This window comes from Phaeobacter sp. JH20_26, assembly GCF_048056275.1.
Lineage (GTDB): Bacteria > Pseudomonadota > Alphaproteobacteria > Rhodobacterales > Rhodobacteraceae > Phaeobacter > Phaeobacter bryozoorum.
In genome coordinates, this window is the sequence record NZ_JAYMWL010000022.1 from 164,832 (window position 1) to 178,826 (window position 13,995).

Genomic DNA, 13,995 nt, shown 5'->3' on the forward strand with positions numbered 1-13,995 from the left:
TGGCATAGCTTGAACAGCCGAAATCCCATGTGAAAGACCTGTCCCATGACCCGACTCATTGCCTCCCTCGCCGAGGTCTCAAGCCAATACAAAGCCCTGTTTGTCGATCTTTGGGGCTGTGTGCACAACGGTATCACCGCCTACCCCGAGGCCGTCGCTGCCTTGCAGGGCTTTCGCGCGGCAGGCGGTGTTGTTGTGCTGGTGACCAACTCGCCAAAGCCAAGGGCGGGAGTTGCGGCACAGCTTGGCGACTTCGGCGTCCCTCAGGATGCCTATGACACCATTGCCACCTCCGGCGATTCCGCACGCGCCGCCATGTTCAGCGGTGCCGTTGGCCGCAAGGTCTATTTCATGGGTGAATGGGAACGCGATGCCGGCTTCTTTGAGCCGCTGAAGATGCTGGACGATCCGATTGATGTGACCCGCGTTCCGTTGAAGGAGGCCGAGGGTATTGTCTGCTGCGGCCCCTTCGATACTCAGGCCGACCCGGATGTGAACCGCCCGGATTTCCTTTATGCCAAGCAGATGGGGCTGAAACTACTCTGCGCCAATCCCGATATCGTGGTTGATCGCGGCGAGACGCGCGAATGGTGCGCCGGGGCGCTGGCGCGGCTTTATACGGAAATGGGCGGCGAGAGCCTGTACTTCGGCAAGCCCCACCCGCCGATCTACGATCTGGCGCGGCGGCGTCTGGCGGAGCTGGGCCTGGATATCGCCGACCGTGACATATTGGCGATCGGTGACGGCCCACACACCGATATCTCGGGCGCAATGGGCGAAGGTCTGGACTCACTCTTCATTACAGGTGGACTTGCAGCAAAAGAGACCAAAACCGACCACCAGCCCGATGAAGCCGCTCTAAGCACCTATTTGGAAAAGGAAAAATCTGCACCGACCTATTCTATCGGCAGATTGCGCTAACGGAGAAAACACTTGCCTTTCTGCGACTGCAAAGTAATAAAGTTGCCGTAACAAGTCTGCATTTGCCCGATTGTTTCAGGTTCGACCCGCAACCCATAGACAGCACCGCGCAATTTTTCGCAGAGCAACGGCAACAGGAGAGGCATATGTTGGACAATTTTCCGCGCGGAACGATCTGCATCGAAGATATCGAAATGGGGATGGTCCGCTATCTGCGCAAAGAGGTGACGGACAAGGATATCGAGATGTTTGCCGAGGTCTCAACGGACCATAACCCGGTGCATCTGGATGAAGATTACGCGCAGGACACCATGTTTCAGGGGCGCATCGCCCATGGGATGCTGACTGCCGGGTTGATCTCTGCCGTAATTGGCGAGCAACTGCCCGGCCATGGCACCATCTACATGAGCCAGTCCCTGAAGTTTCTTGCCCCCGTCCGCCCCGGCGATCTCGTGCTTGCGGAGGTCGAGGTGACCGGCATCGAGATCGACAAACGCCGGGTCAAGCTGGATTGCCGCTGCATGGTGGAGGGCAAGAAGGTGCTGGTCGGCGAAGCCATGGTGATGGCGCCGTCACGCAAGTTCGACTGAGGCGATGGCCGCCAAGCTGTGGCGCCCCGTGGCATGGCTCTTGCAAGCGCGCCCCGGCGCGGCTAGGCAGTGGCCATGCGCATTATCCGTGACTTTCAATTCGTAGATCCAAAGGATCGTGGGGCCTCTGCCGCCATCGGCAATTTCGATGGTGTCCATCGCGGCCATCAATCGGTCATCGACCTGGCCCGCGACGCTGTGCCCGAGGCGCCGCTCGGGGTCCTGACCTTCGAACCTCACCCGCGGGAGTTCTTCGCCCCCGATGCCCCGCCGTTTCGCCTGATGTCGGCCGAAGCCCGGGCATCGCGGCTGGAAAAACTGGGGGTGGAGCGTCTCTACCAGTTGAATTTCAATGCCGCCCTCTCCGGTCTCACGCCCGAGGGCTTTGCCCGCAAGGTGATTGCCGACGGTCTAGGCCTGCGCCATGTCGTCGTCGGCTCGGATTTCTGTTTCGGCAAGGGTCGCGCCGGCTCTGCCGACGATCTCCAGCGTTTTGGCGACCAGATGGGGTTCGGCGTCACCGTGGCGCCGCTGATGGAATATTCCGAGGACACGGTCTCCTCCACCGCCATCCGCCGCGCGCTCAGCGACGGGCGGCCGCGCGATGCCGCCAATATGCTCGGCCATTGGCACCGGATCGAAGGCGAGGTCATTGGCGGCGAACAACGCGGCCGCGAATTGGGCTATCCCACGGCGAACATGTCGATCGACGGGCTGCATCAGCCCGCCTTTGGCGTCTATGCCGTGCTGGTCGATGTGCTGGATGGCCCTTATCGGGGCAGCTATCATGGCGCCGCCTCGGTCGGAGTGCGCCCGATGTTCGATGGCAGCCATCCCAATATTGAAACCTTCCTGTTCGATTTCACCGGCAACCTCTATGGCGCGACGCTGTCTGTGGGGCTGGTCGAATACCTGCGCCCGGAAATGACCTTTGACGGGCTGGAGGGGCTGCTGGCCCAGATGGACGCTGATTGCATCACGGCGCGCCAGCTGTTGGCGGCGCTATGAGCCAGGGCATTGACCGCAACGGGCTGGGCAAGCGCTTCTGGGAAAAGAAGCCGCTGACAAAGCTCAACAATCGCGAGTGGGAAGCGCTCTGCGATGGCTGTGGCAAATGCTGCCTGAACAAGCTGGAGGATGAAGATAGCGGCGAAGTGGCGCTGACCCGGGTTGCCTGCCGTCTGCTGGATGATGCCACCTGCCGCTGCGCCCACTACGAGAACCGCCATCAGTTTGTCCCCGAATGTATCGTGCTGAAGCCCGACAATCTGGACACCCACGCCTATTGGATGCCACAGACCTGCGCCTATCGCCTGCTCTGGGAAGGCAAGCCGCTGCCCGACTGGCACCCGCTGATCACCGGTGATCCCGCAAGCGTGCATGAGGCCGGTGTCTCGGTGCGGGGCTGGACCGTATCGGAATTCGACACTCCCGAAGAAGACTGGGAAGAGCATATAATCGAGGAGCCGCTCTAAATGCATTTCGCCTCTGACAACTCCGGTCCGGCCAATCCTGAAATTCTGGCAGCCCTTGCAACGGCCAACACTGGCTATGCCATGGGCTACGGTGCAGATGACGAGATGGCACAGGTCACCACCCGCATCCGCGAGATCTTTGACGCCCCGGACGCAGCGATCTACCTCGTCGCAACCGGCACGGCCGCCAATGTACTGGCCCTATCGACCCTGTCGCAGCCCTGGCAGACGCTGTTCTGCACCCGACAGGCCCATATCAACGTCGATGAATGCAACGGGCCTGAGTTCTACACCGGCGGCGCCAAGCTGACGCTGGTGACCGATGCTGATAAGATGACCCCCGCCGATCTGCGCCAAGCCCTTGAGGGCGAGGAAAATCGCGGCGTCCACGGGCCGCAGCGCGGTCCCGTCTCGATCACGCAGGTGACGGAATTTGGCACGGTCTATTCGGTCGAAGAGCTGCGCGCGCTCTGCGAGGTTGCAAAATCCTACGGTCTGCCGGTGCATCTGGATGGTGCACGTTTCACCAATGCGCTGGTGACGCTGGGCTGCACCGCCGCCGAGATGACCTGGAAGGCAGGCGTGGATGCGGTGTCTTTTGGCGGCACCAAAAACGGCTGCATGGGGGTTGAGGCGGTGATCTTCTTTGACCCTGCCAAAGCGCAGGAGTTCGAATATCGCCGCAAACGCGGGGCGCATCTGTTCTCCAAGCACCGCTATCTGTCAGCGCAGATGCTGGCCTATCTGACCGATGATCTCTGGCTACACAACGCCCGCGCGGCAAATGCCAAGGCAGCGCGTCTGGCGGCAGGGTTGCGCAGCAAAGGCGCCCGGTTCAGCCATGATCCGCAGGCCAACATGATCTTTGCCGCCCTGCCACGCGCCACCCACCAGCGGCTGTTCGACGCCGGCGCGGTCTATCACCTTTGGGACGGCGGCCTGGAAGGCGCAGCGGACGAAGAGGTCACCGCGCGGTTCGTCTGCGACTGGTCCATAGAAGACGACCAGATAGACGCGTTTCTCGCGCTTATCTGACACGTATCGCGGTTGGGCCGCCACCTCCCAATGGGACGCCGGTTTGCCGCCCACCGGCGGCTCCCGGTCACATCGGCTCGGCGGTCATCGCGGGCCCGCCACCCGGAGCGCTGCCACCCCCGGCGCCAGCACCCATGAAGCTCTGGCGGCTCAGGAAATGCCGCGCCATAGCGTCGGCAAATCCTGTTTTGCGATAGCCGACACCAACCACCCGCGTTACCGGGTCGACGTCCGAAATCTCCCGCAGCACAATGCCCCTGTGAGCATCGCCATGGGACATTGGCATCAGCGCCATTCCCAAACCGGCAGCCACCAGATCCATCAGCTGGGCATCATGTATCGCGCTGGCCGCCACCCGCAGCCCCGTCCCGCCGTCATCCCGCGCCAGTTCAGCCAGATACCGGTCCGCGCTGGGGCAATAGGGGCGCGCAATCAGGGCCTCATCCGCAAGATCTGCCAGCGTCAGCTGCGGTTTTGCCACCAGAGGATGCCCGGAGGGCAGACCGAGACCATAGCGCTCCTGCCAGAGCGGATGAAAACCGCAGCCCCGTGGCAGACAGCTCTCAGCCGCAAAATGCAGATCCGCCTGCGTGGGATCCTCGGTAAACTGAAACTGCGCCTGTGGTTCCGCCCGCCGGATCCGGGCCAGCCCATCCTCAAATGCCGCCATCAAGACGTCGGGCGCGCAGAACACCCTTACCGTTTGCGCGACATGCCCCTTTAGCCGCGCCTCAAGCTGGCTCATCTGCGCCAGCACCCCACCTGCCTGCTGATAGAGTTCATGCCCGAGCGCGGTTGGCGTCAGACCATCCCGGCCGCGCCGAAACACCGGGCCGCCATACCGTTGCTCAAGTCGGGCAATTGCCGCCGAGACCGAGGGCTGGCGCACCTCGCAGGCCCGTGCCGCAGCACTGAAGGTTCCCATTTCATAGGCAGCCCGAAAATATCGTAGCGGTGTCAGATCATCCATAGCTTCAAACTATAACATGGATAGCCTCCAGAGCAATTCCCTATAGTCGGTATCTTTGCCATCCTGTCGGCACCACTCAACAGGAGAGCATCATGTCCGCAACCACCCTCGCCCCCGCGCCCCAAGCCACAACCGCCCCCGAAATCGAGCAGTTGCTGCGCCTGTTCGAGGCAGGCGACCCCGCCCTGATGGGCTTTATCGCGCCGGATATCGATTTTCGCATCGACCATTACCGCGACAGCGATGGCGTCGACGTCAGCTGGCAACAGGCCACCGATATCGAGGGCTTTGGCGTGATCCTGTCCCGGCTTGGCCCCGAAGTTTTCCCTCAGGGAACAAAAATCGTGGATCTGACATCACAGGATCTGGGGGATGGCTGGTATAACACCCGGTTCCAGCAGCGCTATCACTACGCGGTTCGGGATCGTATGGTGGAAAGCGTGACCTTCATCCTGTCCCACCAGAAGGACGGCAAGATTGACTATTTCCGCGAAACCGTCACCACGGTGACCGATCTCTGAGGCCAACTCACGCGCCCTGACGTCGCAAGCTGAAAAACCCGAAGCCGCCTCCTGGCGCGCTTCGGGTTCTTGCTACGGGAACGCCCCCTCGGGGCCGTGCAGCATCGGCTAGGGCCTAGGCCTGCTCCAGCGCCACGTCGGGCCAGAAGCTTTGCAGCAGAGCCGCCGTCTCGGCCGGATGTGTGATCGGCAGCATATGTCCCGCCGCCTCGACCCTTCGGCAGGTCACCTCCGGCAGTCGTGCGGCAAGAGCGCGAATGACCTCATGCATGATGGGCTGGCTTTTGCCGCCATCAATCAGCAGACAGGGCATCGTCAGCAGCGCCAGCTTATCCGGTTCCAGCACGCCCAGCATATCGTCGTAGATCTGCGTATCGCAGGCCATCACCGCCGGAAAACTGCGGACCATGGCGCTGCGGGCGCTTTCGGGCAAATCTGGCCATTTCGGATGGCCTGCTCCCCAAGCCCGGTTGAACAGGCGTGTCGCCTGCTCCACATCGCCGTTGAGATAGGTTTCGCGAACGGTCATGTGGTCCCGGCGCAGCGCCTCAAGCGCCTCGGGATCGGTCGTCGTCGCTGTCCCCAGCGAAAAAAACACAGGTTCGATCATCACCAGAGAGCGCACCAGGTCAGGCCGCATCTGCGCCATTGCCAGCGCCACCGTGGCACCAAAGGAATGGCCCAGCAGGTCAATCGGCCCGTCCTTGGCAAGGTTCTCCGACTCGATCAGGGCCAGCCCGGCCTCGGCATTGCGCAGTTGCAAAAGCCCCTCACCGTCCCAATCGGGACTGCGCCCGTGCGACAGCATGTCGAAACTTGAGATCGTCACATGTTCTTCCAGAATGGTCGCCAGACCACGCCAGGCGCCAGAATGGGCAAGGGAGCAATGGACCCCCAGAACCTGCCGATTGCCGCGACCAAAGGAATGGGTGACCACGGGCTGCGCCAGCCCGGCCGAGATTTCCGCCATCATGACTGCCCTTTTGCGGTCGCGATGCCACCGTCAACCAAGGTCCTTCTTCGCTGCTCCTCTGCGCAACTCCAGCAGGTTTCCCCTGCCCTGTCGTTTGCCACCATGGGCCTGTTCTCCCGCATTAAATCTAGGCGCGACGGTACGCCCATGCTAAGCGGGGTTCAACATCACGAATCTGTCACACTGCCATTGCTGCCTGGGGATAACAGCCAATGCCGACTTTGAACGAACCCAAGCTGATTGCTGGGAACGCCAATCTTCCGCTTGCCGAAACCATTACCCGCCGCATGTCGATGCACCGCGGCGTTGATCAGGGCCTCGTAGATGCCCGAGTCGAGCGGTTCAACGACGGCGAAATCTTCGTCGAGGTTTATGAGAACGTCCGCGGTGAGGACATGTTCATCATTCAGCCGACCTCGAACCCGGCCAATGACAACCTGATGGAGCTCTTGATCATCGCAGATGCCCTGCGCCGCTCCTCTGCCCAGCGTATCACCGCCGTGATCCCCTATTTCGGCTATGCCCGCCAGGACCGCCGCACCAAGGCCCGCACGCCGATCTCGGCCAAGCTGGTGGCGAATATGCTGACCGGTGCGGGCATCGAACGGGTTCTGACAATGGACCTGCACGCGGCCCAGATCCAGGGCTTCTTCGATATCCCCGTCGACAACCTCTATGCTTCGCCGATTTTTGCTCTGGATGTGAAAAACCAGTTCAAGGACAGCATGGACGAACTCATGGTCGTGTCACCGGACGTCGGCGGTGTGGCCCGCGCCCGTGAACTGGCAAAGCGCATCAACGCGCCTCTGTCGATCGTCGACAAACGCCGCGAGAAAGCCGGCGAGGTCGCCGAAATGACCGTGATTGGCGATGTCACCGACAAGATCTGCCTGATCATCGACGACATGTGCGACACAGCCGGCACCCTGTGCAAGGCGGCGCAGGTGCTGCTCGACAATGGGGCCAAGGAGGTCCACGCCTATATCACCCATGGTGTGATGAGCGGCCCGGCTGTTGAGCGCGTGACAAACTCGGTGATGAAATCGCTGGTGCTGACCGACACCATTCAGCCGACCGAAGCGGTCCTTGGCGCGCCGAATATTCGCATCCTGCCGACCGCGCCCTTGTTCACTCAGGCCATTCTCAATATCTGGCACGGCACCTCCGTGTCCTCTCTGTTCGAGGACAAGACGCTGGTTCCGATCTACGAGTCGCTGTCGCGCAACGGCTAAACCGCGCCGCCAATCGGCCAAGCTCTTTGACCCCACGCCCGGAACCCGGCGCGTGGGGTTTTTCGTCTTGCCGGTATCGACGGCACGCCGCCCAGCACGCTAGGCTTGGCGCGTGGCTTAAAGCGGGGAGGCAGGAGGATGCAGCACCATCAGGGGCAGCTGCCTGTGCGGCGCCATCCGTATCAGCGCCTCCGGTCCGCCGCTCCGGGTTGGCATCTGCCATTGCAGCGACTGTCGCAAGCACCATGGCGCGTTGTTCTACGCGGCTGCGATTTTCCCGGCATCGGCTGTCACTGTTGATGGCAGGCCGCAGCATTACAGGGGCCGCCATTTCTGTGGTATCTGCGGCTCGTCGGTTTTTGCCCGAAGCGGCGATGAGATCGAGCTGCATCTGGGTGCGCTCGAAACCACGGACGGGCTGCTGCCAAGCTATGAAGGCTGGTGCCTGCGCCGCGAGAGCTGGCTGCCCGCGTTTCCGGGTCTGACCCGTTTTGACCGCGACAGAGACCTGAGTTAGGGCACGTCCCAGTCATCGGCAAAGGGCAGCGTTCCGATCGCCAGCCAGGAGGCCCGGATCCGCGCGACGCGGCTGTCATTCCAGGTGCGAAACACCACGTCAAATCCTTGGTGGGTGATCTTCTCGGCGACCAGCTCCGCCCGGATGGCGGCCCCTGAATCGATGTCCACCAGCGAGCTGGAGAGATGCACCGCAGGCAGCTCGGCAAAGGGCTCGGAAAAGCGCACCTCACGGCGGCGTTCGCGCGGGCCGGTTCCGGTCCACATGCTGCCGCCATTCTCGAACTCCGAGAAGATCTCGATATCGCCCTGATCCACCCCAAGGCGGGGGCTCTGTACACGTTTCATACTGTTTCCGCCCCCTGAACCCCTGCCCGATCTCTTCCCTGCCCGCTCTGCGCACCGCCCGACCTGCGCAAAGCCTGGTGCACAGGGCGCGGGCGAGTGCGCCGCCTGTCCTGCAACTCTGCCAAAAAACAAAACCGGCCCGCAAGGGGCCGGTTTACCGTGTTTTGCCATGGCTCTGACGGATCAGAGGCTCATGTGGGTGCCCAGGGCTTCCATGTCAGCGAGCAGCTTGGCCGCGTCTTCAACGAGACCATGCGGTTGATCGGTTTCCTGCACGGTCTTGTAGGTCGTGCGGGCCTCTTCAATCAGCTCGTCCAATTGCGCGCGCGTCAGCTGGTCCATGGGGATTGCCTTTTCAGCAAGGACAGACAGACCGTCAGCGCCGATTTCAGCAAAGCCACCGGTGACCAGATATTCCGATGTGCCTTGCGGGCCTTCAACCCGCAGGACACCCGGACGCAGCGTGGTGATGGTCGGCGCATGGTTGGCCATAGCCGTCATGTCGCCTTCCGCGCCGGGGATCATTACCGCGGTCACCGGGAGCGACGCCAGGCGGCGCTCCGGGCTCACGAGGTCGAATTGCATCGTATCAGCCATCAGGGCCCTCCTTAGGCCGCGTCAGCAGCCATTTTCTCGGCTTTAGCGATCACCTCGTCGATGCCGCCAACCATGTAGAAGGCGCCTTCGGGCAGGTGGTCGTATTCGCCAGCCACAACGGCTTTGAACGACGCGATCGTGTCCTCAAGCGGAACCTGCTTGCCGTCTGCGCCGGTAAAGACCTTTGCAACGTCGAACGGCTGGGACAGGAAGCGCTGGATCTTACGCGCGCGGGTCACGGTCAGCTTGTCCTCTTCGGACAGTTCGTCCATGCCGAGGATCGCGATGATGTCCTGCAGCGACTTGTAGCGCTGAAGGATCTGCTGAACGTCGGAGGCCACAGCATAATGCTCTTCGCCCACGATGGAGGGGTCCATCAGGCGCGATGTGGAGTCCAGCGGGTCAACAGCCGGGTAGATACCCAGTTCCGAGATCGAACGGTTGAGAACGGTGGTCGCGTCCAGGTGGGCAAAGGTGGTTGCCGGTGCCGGGTCGGTAAGGTCGTCCGCGGGAACATACACAGCCTGGATCGAGGTGATCGAGCCGTTCTTGGTGGAGGTAATGCGTTCCTGCATCGCACCCATGTCGGTGGCCAGCGTCGGCTGGTAGCCCACAGCCGAAGGAATACGGCCGAGCAGAGCCGAAACCTCGGAACCCGCCTGGGTGAAGCGGAAGATGTTGTCCACGAAGAACAGAACGTCGGTGCCCGACTGGTCACGGAACTGTTCCGCCAAGGTCAGACCGGTCAGAGCAACACGGGCACGCGCACCCGGAGGCTCGTTCATCTGACCGTAAACCAGGGCCACCTGCGATTCTTCCAGGTTATCGGGCTTGATAACGTTGGATTCGATCATCTCGTGGTAGAGGTCGTTGCCTTCACGGGTCCGCTCACCAACACCGGCGAACACGGAGAAGCCCGAGTGCACTTTTGCGATGTTGTTGATCAGTTCCATGATCAGAACGGTTTTGCCAACGCCGGCGCCGCCGAACAGACCAATTTTACCACCCTTGGCGTAGGGGGCCAGCAGGTCGATCACCTTGATGCCGGTTACCAGCACTTCGGATTCGGTGGACTGGTCGCTGAACTCGGGTGCGGGCTGGTGGATCGAACGGGTCTCCGCTGCGTTCACCGGGCCCTGCTCGTCCACGGGCTCACCCACGACGTTCAGGATGCGGCCCAGGGTCGCGTTGCCGACGGGGATCGAGATCGGTGCGCCGGTGTCGGCAACAGCCTGACCGCGAACCAGACCTTCGGTCGCGTCCATCGCGATCGTACGGACGGTGTTTTCACCGAGGTGCTGGGCAACTTCCAGAACCAGGGTCTTACCATTGTTGTCGGTGGTCAGCGCGTTCAAGATCGCCGGCAGGTGGCCGTCGAATTGCACGTCCACAACGGCGCCGATGATCTGGGTCACCTTGCCTTTTGCATTTGCCATGTTTCGTCTCCGGTTTTCTTTTAGAGCGCCTCGGCGCCCGAAATAATTTCAATCAGCTCGTTGGTGATCACGGCCTGACGCGAGCGGTTGAACTCGATGGTCAGCTTGTCGATCATCTCGCCCGCGTTGCGGGTCGCGTTGTCCATCGCGCTCATCCGGGCACCCTGTTCGGAGGCCCCGTTTTCCAGCAGCGCTGCAAAGATCTGCGTTGCGACGCCGCGCGGCAGCAGGTCGGCCAGAATGGCCTCTTCGCTGGGCTCGTAGTCATAAACCGCAGAGCTGGTCGCAGCCGCGTCTTCCGTGGCATCGAACGACGCCGGGATCACCTGCTGGGCTGTCGGCACCTGGGTCACAACGTTCACGAACCGCGCATAAAAGAGCGTCGCAACGTCGAATTCCCCGGCATCAAAGCGGGCCAGAACGTCCTTGGCGATGTCCTGCGCATTGGCATAGCCAACACGTTTGACGTCGCTCAGATCCACGTGGCCGACAAAATATTCGCCAAGGTCGCGCTTCATCGCGTCCCGGCCTTTTTTGCCGACTGTCAGGATCTTGACAGTCTTACCCGCCGCCTTCAGCGCCTGGGCTTCCACCCGGGCCAGCTTGGCGATGTTGGAATTGAAGCCCCCGCACAGCCCGCGTTCGGCGGTCAGCACGACCAGGAGATGAACCTGGTCGCTACCGGTGCCGGCAAGCAGTTTGGGTGCAGAATCGCTGCCACCGACAGATGCGGCGAGCCCGGCCATAACGGCATTGAACCGTTCGGCATAGGGACGTGCATCTTCGGCGGCCTCTTGGGCGCGGCGCAGTTTTGCGGCCGCGACCATCTGCATGGCCTTGGTGATCTTGCGGGTCGATTTGACCGACGCGATCCTGTTTTTAAGGTCTTTAAGGTTAGGCAACGCCTGATCCCCCCTTAAGCGAAGTCAGCTGCGAACGCGTCCAGAGCTGCTTTGATCTTGTCGGCTGCATCACCCTTGATCTTCGGGTCTTCGTTGGTGATCCAATCCAGCAGGTCCTGGTGCTTGCTGCGCAGATGCGCCAGCAGGCCAGCCTCGTAACGGCCGACTGCTTTCACGTCGACTTTGTCGAGGTAACCGTTGGTACCTGCAAAGATCACACAAACGATCTCGGCGTTGGTCAGCGGTGCGTACTGCGGCTGTTTCATCAGCTCGGTCAGGCGGGCACCACGATTCAGCAGCTGCTGGGTCGCGGCGTCCAGATCGGAGCCGAACTGTGCAAAGGCTGCCATTTCGCGGTACTGAGCCAGTTCCAGCTTAACCGGACCAGCAACGGATTTCATTGCATTGGTCTGAGCCGAGGAGCCCACACGCGATACCGACAGACCGGTGTTCACAGCAGGACGGATGCCCTGGTAGAACAGTTCGGTTTCCAGGAAGATCTGACCGTCGGTGATCGAGATCACGTTGGTCGGAATAAACGCGGACACGTCGCCGCCCTGGGTTTCGATCACGGGCAGCGCGGTCAGCGAGCCGGCACCGAATTCTTCGTTCAGCTTCGCGGAACGCTCCAGCAGGCGGGAGTGCAGGTAGAAAACGTCACCAGGATAGGCTTCACGGCCCGGCGGACGACGCAGCAGCAGCGACATCTGGCGATAGGCCACGGCCTGCTTGGAGAGGTCATCATAAACGATCAGCGCGTGCTTGCCGCTGTCGCGGAAGTATTCGGCCATCGCGGTCGCGGCGTAAGGCGCCAGGAACTGCATCGGAGCCGGTTCGGACGCGGTTGCGGCAACCACGATCGAGTATTCCATCGCACCGGTTTCTTCCAGCTTCTTCACCAGCTGGGCCACGGTCGAGCGCTTCTGGCCGATCGCGACGTAAACACAGTACAGTTTCTTGGATTCATCATCACCAGCGGCGTCGTTGTAGACTTTCTGGTTCAGGATGGCGTCCAGCGCAACGGCGGTTTTACCGGTCTGACGGTCACCAATGATCAGCTCTCGCTGGCCACGGCCAATCGGGATCATCGCGTCAACCGATTTCAGGCCGGTTGCCATCGGCTCGTGAACCGATTTACGCGGGATGATGCCCGGTGCCTTCACGTCGGCAACCTTGCGCTCGGATGCGTTGATCGGACCCTTGCCGTCCAGCGGGTTGCCCAGACCGTCGACTACGCGGCCGAGGAGCTCGGGGCCAGCGGGAACGTCCACGATGGAGTTGGTGCGCTTGACGGTGTCACCTTCTTTGATGTCACGGTCGGAGCCGAAGATAACGATACCGACGTTGTCGGATTCGAGGTTCAGCGCCATGCCCATGATGCCGCCGGGGAATTCGACCATCTCGCCGGCCTGGACATTGTCGAGACCGTAGACGCGGGCAATACCGTCACCAACGGACAGCACGCGGCCAATTTCTGCCACCTCGGCTTCTTGACCAAAATTCTTGATCTGGTCTTTCAGGATCGCAGAAATTTCTGCTGCTTGGATACCCATTTATCCGACCTCTTTCATTGCGTTCTGTAGGGAGTTGAGCTTGGAGCGGATCGAGCTGTCGATCATCTTCGAGCCCACTTTAACGACAAGACCGCCAATGATGCTTTCATCGACGGTTGCATTGATCACGACCTTTTTCCCGGTGCGTTCGGCCAGTGTCTTGGCCAGCTTTTCGCTCTGGGTCTTGGTCAGCGCCTTTGCCGATGTGACATCGGCGGTAATCTCACCACGGGTTTCGGCCAGGCGTGCGCGCAGAGCCTCAAGCAGCGCAGGCACCACAAACAGGCGGCGCTTTTCGGCCATCAGCGACAGCGCATTTGCCAGAACCGGGGCCAGGCCCATTTTCTTGGCAATTGCGGTGATCGCAGCCCCCTGCTCCTGACGCGACACCAGGGGTGACGTGATCAGGTCGCGGAGATCTTCACTATCCGCCAGAGCGGCAGACAGGTCATTGATGCTGGTTTCAAGGCTATCAAGCGCCTTGCTCTCTTCGGCGATCTCAAAGATCGCGGTGGCATAGCGCGCGGCAATGCCTGCGGAGATCGAAGCTGGTTCGGACACGTCCACCCTTCCGATATTGGCCCCGGTTGGCTAACCCTTGCAGGTGGCGTCCGGGGGCGTGAGGTCTCCCCACAATCTGGTGGGGCGTCAAAATCAGCGTGGATGTAGCAGAGCGTTGGCAACCTATCAACTGCCTTGGACAGCGAGGTAAAAAAGGAAGTTTCAAGCGTTTTCAAGTGATTAGGCAATAACACTCGATGAAACGACAGAACATGCGTCAAAAAAACCGACTTTAGGCGTCAATTTTGCGATTCCAAATCAGCAAAAATCACGCCCTGAGGACAAAAAAACCTCCAAACCGTCGAAAACGAGCACTGAAAGCGCGATTTTGAACCATATGCGGGGAATCAAGCACCAGAGCACCC

At 61.1% G+C, this 13,995-nt stretch carries 16 protein-coding genes; 8 read left to right on the forward strand and 8 right to left on the reverse strand.

All coding sequences use genetic code 11. The annotated features are described in order from the left end of the window. Nucleotides 1–45: 45 nt before the first annotated feature. The 5 genes from VWY60_RS17715 to VWY60_RS17735 all read left to right on the forward strand — a co-directional run bounded on the left by VWY60_RS17715 (nt 46) and on the right by VWY60_RS17735 (nt 4,021). Nucleotides 46–921, forward strand: a complete 876-nt coding sequence (locus tag VWY60_RS17715; protein ID WP_416541310.1) for a TIGR01459 family HAD-type hydrolase — start codon at nt 46–48, stop codon at nt 919–921. 146 nt (nt 922–1,067) lie between these two features. After that, a complete protein-coding gene (locus tag VWY60_RS17720; RefSeq protein ID WP_416534992.1) occupies nt 1,068–1,511 on the forward strand; it encodes a MaoC family dehydratase in 444 nt (147 codons plus the stop codon). A gap of 75 nt (nt 1,512–1,586) precedes the next feature. Continuing rightward, a complete protein-coding gene (locus VWY60_RS17725) occupies nt 1,587–2,519 on the forward strand; it encodes a bifunctional riboflavin kinase/FAD synthetase (RefSeq protein ID WP_340546243.1) in 933 nt (310 codons plus the stop codon). Next, the gene (locus VWY60_RS17730; RefSeq protein WP_340546244.1) at nt 2,516–2,986 is read left to right on the forward strand and encodes a YcgN family cysteine cluster protein; all 471 of its coding nucleotides are present in this window, start codon (nt 2,516–2,518) and stop codon (nt 2,984–2,986) included. Before VWY60_RS17725 ends, VWY60_RS17730 begins: the two co-directional genes overlap by 4 nt. Next, entirely contained in the window at nt 2,987–4,021 is a 1,035-nt protein-coding gene (locus VWY60_RS17735; RefSeq protein ID WP_416541311.1) for a threonine aldolase family protein, read from the forward strand. A gap of 67 nt (nt 4,022–4,088) precedes the next feature. On the opposite strand, the gene VWY60_RS17740 is transcribed toward VWY60_RS17735, so the two are convergent. Further along, nucleotides 4,089–4,991, reverse strand: a complete 903-nt coding sequence (locus VWY60_RS17740; RefSeq protein ID WP_416541312.1) for a LysR family transcriptional regulator — start codon at nt 4,989–4,991, stop codon at nt 4,089–4,091. Between the two features lie 92 nt (nt 4,992–5,083). On the opposite strand from VWY60_RS17740, the gene VWY60_RS17745 reads away from it, so the two are divergent. Further along, nucleotides 5,084–5,512 (forward strand): hypothetical protein, encoded by a 429-nt coding sequence (locus tag VWY60_RS17745; protein ID WP_340546247.1) that lies wholly within the window; start codon nt 5,084–5,086, stop codon nt 5,510–5,512. Between the two features lie 115 nt (nt 5,513–5,627). On the opposite strand, the gene VWY60_RS17750 is transcribed toward VWY60_RS17745, so the two are convergent. After that, nucleotides 5,628–6,482, reverse strand: coding sequence for an alpha/beta fold hydrolase (locus VWY60_RS17750; protein ID WP_416541313.1), 855 nt, complete (start codon nt 6,480–6,482; stop codon nt 5,628–5,630). Between the two features lie 215 nt (nt 6,483–6,697). Between VWY60_RS17750 and VWY60_RS17755 the strand changes: the two genes are divergently transcribed. Further along, entirely contained in the window at nt 6,698–7,717 is a 1,020-nt protein-coding gene (locus VWY60_RS17755) for a ribose-phosphate pyrophosphokinase (RefSeq protein WP_340546248.1), read from the forward strand. 148 nt (nt 7,718–7,865) lie between these two features. After that, nucleotides 7,866–8,234, forward strand: a complete 369-nt coding sequence (locus VWY60_RS17760; protein WP_416541324.1) for a GFA family protein — start codon at nt 7,866–7,868, stop codon at nt 8,232–8,234. Here VWY60_RS17760 and VWY60_RS17765 read toward each other — a convergent pair. The 6 genes from VWY60_RS17765 to VWY60_RS17790 all read right to left on the reverse strand — a co-directional run bounded on the left by VWY60_RS17765 (nt 8,231) and on the right by VWY60_RS17790 (nt 13,630). Further along, nucleotides 8,231–8,581 carry an H-type lectin domain-containing protein gene (locus VWY60_RS17765; RefSeq protein WP_340546250.1) on the reverse strand — a complete coding sequence of 117 codons (351 nt, stop codon included), beginning with the start codon at nt 8,579–8,581 and terminating at the stop codon, nt 8,231–8,233. The genes VWY60_RS17760 and VWY60_RS17765 overlap by 4 nt on opposite strands. Before the next feature lie 183 nt (nt 8,582–8,764). Beyond that, on the reverse strand, nt 8,765–9,178 hold the full coding sequence (locus VWY60_RS17770) for a F0F1 ATP synthase subunit epsilon (RefSeq protein WP_340546251.1): 414 nt from the start codon (nt 9,176–9,178) through the stop codon (nt 8,765–8,767). An 11-nt stretch (nt 9,179–9,189) separates the two neighbouring features. Continuing rightward, the gene (gene atpD / locus VWY60_RS17775) at nt 9,190–10,614 is read right to left on the reverse strand and encodes a F0F1 ATP synthase subunit beta (RefSeq protein ID WP_340546252.1); all 1,425 of its coding nucleotides are present in this window, start codon (nt 10,612–10,614) and stop codon (nt 9,190–9,192) included. Between the two features lie 20 nt (nt 10,615–10,634). Beyond that, nucleotides 10,635–11,516: a F0F1 ATP synthase subunit gamma gene (locus VWY60_RS17780; protein WP_340546253.1), complete on the reverse strand. Its 882-nt coding sequence runs from the start codon at nt 11,514–11,516 to the stop codon at nt 10,635–10,637. Between the two features lie 14 nt (nt 11,517–11,530). Further along, on the reverse strand, nt 11,531–13,069 hold the full coding sequence (gene atpA / locus VWY60_RS17785) for a F0F1 ATP synthase subunit alpha (protein WP_340546254.1): 1,539 nt from the start codon (nt 13,067–13,069) through the stop codon (nt 11,531–11,533). Continuing rightward, nucleotides 13,070–13,630, reverse strand: a complete 561-nt coding sequence (locus VWY60_RS17790) for a F0F1 ATP synthase subunit delta (RefSeq protein ID WP_340546255.1) — start codon at nt 13,628–13,630, stop codon at nt 13,070–13,072. Nucleotides 13,631–13,995 lie beyond the last annotated feature (365 nt).